Here is a 4,668-nt window from a genome sequence, read left to right on the forward strand (position 1 = left end):
CCATCTAAAAAAACAATTGGGGTTTGCTGAGGTCGCGTATTTCAGACAGTCTTGTCTACTGACGATAACCGTAGACTACGCACGTAGTCCGCTCTATAGAAAGAAATTCGGACGCGGGTTCGATTCCCGCCACCTCCACCATGTACCGCATTAGGGTGTTGAAATCATTGAGTTTTGACCTTCTTTTCCGTGTCTGAATTGGACACGGCCGACATATTTATAACTAATTAATTTTACTACAGTGTCCGATAAACTACTTGCTGGGAGGCTTGTTTTGAAATTTGTTATTTGTAAAAAGAAACCTACGAGAAATCAACCTAACCTTAATTTTAAGATTAAACTTCGCTCCTATAAATTGGAAGATATTGAGAAAAAGAAAAAGGAAAATCCAGACCATAAGTCTGATTGGGTGGCATAGATGCAAAAAACATCTGTAAATATAAAAAGAATGGATTGTCCTTCTGAAATAAAAATGATCGAAGGATTGATGGAAAACTTAGACCCAAGCGCGAAGATGGTGTTTGATTTAGAGTCTAGGACTGTGCAGTTTTATCATAGTGTAGATAAAGACCAGATACTGGACTCTTTAAAGGCTATTTCTCTTCCCGGTGATTTAATAAGCTCTCAAGAGGTTTTAGATCATGATATTCCAGATATCGCTCCTAGTGTAGAAGCGAAAACGCTAAAATACTTACTCGGTATAAATTTTACGATGTTTGTTGTTGAGATCATTTTAGGGTTTTATGCTGAGTCTACTGGGCTTCTTGCTGATGGGCTAGATATGCTGGCTGATTCATTTGTGTATGGTTTAAGTCTTTATGCCGTTGGAAAGTCAATTGCAATGAAGCATAAGGCGGCATATTTTAGCGGAATTATGCAAATCTCTCTTGGCCTGCTTTGCTTGGTCGAGGTTGGTAGAAAATTCTATTTTGGAAGTGAGCCACTGTCTAATTATATGATCGTGGTTTCAGTAATTGCACTTATCGCTAACCTCTGGTGTCTTATATTGATTCATAAGCATAAAGACGGAGAAGTTCACATGAAGGCCAGTTGGATATTTTCTGCTAATGATGTAATCGTTAATACCGGAGTGATTCTTTCCGGTGCTTTGGTATATTTTCTTAAGAGTAATGTTCCTGACCTTATTATTGGAGGAATTGTCTCTCTTGTTGTAATCAGAGGTGGCATTAGCATAATTAAGCTATCAAAAATTAAGAAAGCAGAGCCTATAAAAGAATCATGTTGTTCAAGTAATTGTGATTAATTAGTCATTTTTTATAAAACTTTCTAATGAAGGCAGTCCCTTTTGAACTTTCAAAAGGGCTTCTTTCTTTATCGTTTGGCTTGATAGATTCAAAACCGTAGTTCCTGAAATCACTGTAAATAATATCGCAAGAAATATCTCAATTATCGCACGCATCCTATGCCTCCTGATTTTGGTTGCGGTTGATGATGTCTCCAACCGTTGTTTTATTCCATTTTCCACCAAGTGATACACCCGAAAGAACTGCTGATGATGGTGAAAAGCATATCGCAGATGTTAAAACAGTACATGGTTCAGTAATAGAGTTTCAACACTCATTCATTACAAGCGAAGAAAGGTTATCAAGAGATAATTTTTACCCAAAGTTGGTATGGGTCGTTGATGGCCTCCGTAGGAAAAGAGATAAGGAGCAATTTTTTAATGCTCTAAAAGATGGTGTACAGATTACTCCTAATCCAATGCTGATGAAAATATATACCGAGGAAAGCAGGATTCTTAATGAATGGAGTAGTAGTAAGGTTCCCGTTTTCTTTGACTTTGGAGAAGAGCAAAGAATTTGGTGGTTATTGCCATTTAAAGAAGGTGATTGGTCTTACGTTGTTCCTTTCAGTAGACAAAACTTTATAGATTTTAATTTAGGAAAAATGAGAGATGAATTTAATAGCTTTCTAAGAAATTTTATTCAAAGTTCCAAACAGTTATTTAACCGAATAGAAGCTAATAGAAGAAGACAGCAAGTAGTAATAAATTCTAGAAGAAGATTTCTCCCCAATCATGTTCTAAGAAGATCAAGACGTCTTTAATTGCGATCAGTGACTTGCCTACACTTATGATTAGTATTAAAATGAACACACCCAAACGTTACACAAAAGAGTAGTGATAACGTTTATCGAAAGTATGGGCCGTCGTGGCTATTTTGGCTACACTTCGCTTTGTGACCTTAATGAAAACAAAGTGTTGCAAGTCTGTCGGCACCTCCACCATTAGGATGCCACGCGCACCCAGAGACATTCGTTTTGATAGGCTTTAAAGTCCAATTTGTTTATTCCAGTCTCTGATATACATGTAAATTCTTTCGAACTCTGAATCGAGTAACATCCTATTGTGGGCAATATAATTTCTTGTTTTTTCTAACTCGTCCATTCGCTGCTTCAGCCAGTGTTGACTTGGAATTAAAGCTTCGAAGTGTGTCCATTGGTTTAAAATGACATCTGATAAGTGTCCAAAGTCGACATAGCCCAGTAGGTCTATCGGCTCTCCTTCTAGCCAAGAGTTTTTTTCTGAACCGTCAATTCGTTTATTGGCATGATCAGAGACTTTCTTTGGAATTAGGTTTGTCGACCAATTTGGGTCAACCTCGCTTAATGTATCTCTTATTAAATCTCTAACTTGATTCTCAAAGCAATGTAATAAGGCATATAGGCGAGCCATTCTTATTGAGTTATTCCTTGTTTGAATGTTGAAAGGTTCAATTTCTTCGAACAAAAGCTTTTCTTCATTCCTTTCGAAGTCAATTCCAATTCGATAGCCAGCTTCTCTAAATTTTTTTGAGTCAGCTTCTAGCAACAAACCTTTGAAAACAAATTCTTTTAACTTTTTGTTTATATTATTCAAAGAGATTTTCCTTTATTGATTTAAAAATAGAGTTATATACTTCAATGTCTTTTGTTGCGGGCAAATGAACTTGAATATTGTAGTGAAAACCTGCGGATTTCAAGTGTAGTGGTTGATGAGTCTGTGTCGGAGTATCGGTTGATTTTCCTGTCTCTGATTCTTGGGTGATGTCCTGTGTTAATCCTATCTGTTCAATATCTGCAATTTCTAAAAGTGCAAAGAATGTTGAAGCTCTTCTTTTTGCAAGATCATCTGTGGAGTTAAAATTACTTTTAAACTTTCCCTCGATCTGGCTTCTATCTGATTGACTAGGTTTTTCAATGATTACGAACAAATCTGAGTAAGCTTCTTTTAATGTTTGTCCTAAAACACTTTTGGATTTACTTGAATCTCTGTATTCATGATACTTTTGAGTTGGAGTTCCATCTGAGGTCAAGAACTTTAGATCTTTAAGTAGTTTAATAAAAGGCCTATCATTTGTTCCTTTAAACCCGATATCTTTTAAGTATTGATGTGTAAATTTCGAGGGAGCTTGGCCTTTTTGAATACTTGAAAAGAAGTCAGGTATCTTGCTGGGGGACATAGCATAAGTGCTTATTAATGACATAAATTCTCCTTTTTTGTGGAAATAAATTAAATCCATTGTAATTCCTTTTGGAATTTAAGTCTCATGAGGTAAGAACTTCTCATAATTGTGTCCGTATTTTGTAAAATTTAATAGCTTTGCATATAGCAGATTTAGACCAGCCAGTTATTTCAGAAATTTTGTAGCTGGATAGCTTATGATCAAGATACAGGTGTTTAAGTATTTCTGGATTATGAATTGGCTTCCCTAAAAAGTGGGTATCAAATATTGAATAATAATCAGGGTTTAAGTTTTGGTGCGCGTGGGATCGCTCTACCTCCACCATATTAAAGTAAGTATTTAAAATTAAAGGGAAACTTCGGTTTCCCTTTTTTGATTGTGGCAGAAGTGTGGCAAGGTTTTGTTCAGACCTGTTTTAGAGGTTTAGTTGACCAACTTTGTAGTGGGAGATTTGAGAGTCAATTCTTTCAACCATATAATTACTTGAAAAAGCTCTATCAGATTCTTTGGTTATTCTATTTATCCAGCTGACTAGGTCTTTATGATACTTAGACTACTAACGAAAGAATTTTAGATTTTATGAATGCTTTAAGCTATTTCTAGATCGAAGGTTTGATTCACTTTCCACTCCCTACCGAGAAGACCCGTTTTATTTTTTCCTGTATGGCGATCGATACACTCAATGCATGCATTTATCCCATTCTCAAAGTCACCTTGAAAAGTAGAAGTGAGTTCTGAAATGTTAAAACTCTTATAGTAGTCTTGATAAAGCTGCATTCTATATCCCTGTTTACATTTAATTTATATTCTATTGTTTATATCGAGGTTAGTTTGTCAATAAATGTAGTTAGATATTTGTGTACTTTTGAAGTTGAGTAACAATTTGTTACATTGTAAAGTGATCATATCGTTTAAGATGGCCTCTCCCTCATTTTCTCTGGTATGAGGTGGCTAAATGGATGCCATACTCCTTTGGACACTATTTACGTATTTCCTTTTTAAGTGCTAGCCACTCTAAAAGAACTTCTTCCTCCAGAACTATCTATTTCTAAAGATTGGATAGCTGAAGATCTTAGAGCAGATCGTAGTGAGAGTTGGTTGAATCTTGTTTTGGTAAGCTCTTCATAGTTAATTATATTACTTCTTGATTAAGAGTCTTAGATGTAAAGAAATTAAAATAAATCTTCTAGAAAGTATGAAGTAA

Annotated in this window: 6 protein-coding genes and 1 other RNA gene; 3 read left to right on the forward strand and 4 right to left on the reverse strand. The window is 35.5% G+C overall.

Features of this window, described 5'->3' with window-relative positions:
- Positions 1-141: a transfer-messenger RNA gene (ssrA, locus tag ABX784_RS15480) on the forward strand; the annotation flags it as partial.
- Between the two features lie 277 nt (positions 142-418).
- Complete coding sequence (locus tag ABX784_RS15485; RefSeq protein ID WP_372655969.1) at positions 419-1,264, forward strand: cation transporter; 846 nt, start codon at positions 419-421, stop codon at positions 1,262-1,264.
- Here ABX784_RS15485 and ABX784_RS15490 read toward each other — a convergent pair whose 3' ends face one another.
- On the reverse strand, positions 1,265-1,420 hold the full coding sequence (locus tag ABX784_RS15490) for a hypothetical protein (RefSeq protein ID WP_372655970.1): 156 nt from the start codon (positions 1,418-1,420) through the stop codon (positions 1,265-1,267).
- A gap of 29 nt (positions 1,421-1,449) precedes the next feature.
- Between ABX784_RS15490 and ABX784_RS15495 the strand changes: the two genes are divergently transcribed.
- Positions 1,450-2,067, forward strand: a complete 618-nt coding sequence (locus ABX784_RS15495; protein WP_103218374.1) for a hypothetical protein — start codon at positions 1,450-1,452, stop codon at positions 2,065-2,067.
- A gap of 223 nt (positions 2,068-2,290) precedes the next feature.
- Here the strand turns inward: ABX784_RS15495 and ABX784_RS15500 are convergent, their stop codons facing one another.
- The 3 genes from ABX784_RS15500 to ABX784_RS15510 all read right to left on the reverse strand — a co-directional run bounded on the left by ABX784_RS15500 (position 2,291) and on the right by ABX784_RS15510 (position 4,241).
- A complete protein-coding gene (locus ABX784_RS15500) occupies positions 2,291-2,878 on the reverse strand; it encodes a Swt1 family HEPN domain-containing protein (protein WP_372655971.1) in 588 nt (195 codons plus the stop codon).
- Positions 2,871-3,485, reverse strand: a complete 615-nt coding sequence (locus ABX784_RS15505; protein WP_372655972.1) for a DUF5343 domain-containing protein — start codon at positions 3,483-3,485, stop codon at positions 2,871-2,873. The genes ABX784_RS15500 and ABX784_RS15505 overlap by 8 nt, the downstream gene beginning before the upstream one ends.
- Before the next feature lie 567 nt (positions 3,486-4,052).
- Positions 4,053-4,241 (reverse strand): hypothetical protein, encoded by a 189-nt coding sequence (locus ABX784_RS15510; RefSeq protein ID WP_372655973.1) that lies wholly within the window; start codon positions 4,239-4,241, stop codon positions 4,053-4,055.
- Between the last annotated feature and the right edge of the window lie 427 nt (positions 4,242-4,668).

Origin of the sequence: Halobacteriovorax sp. (assembly GCF_041587335.1) — a bacterium.
Taxonomy (GTDB): domain Bacteria; phylum Bdellovibrionota; class Bacteriovoracia; order Bacteriovoracales; family Bacteriovoracaceae; genus Halobacteriovorax.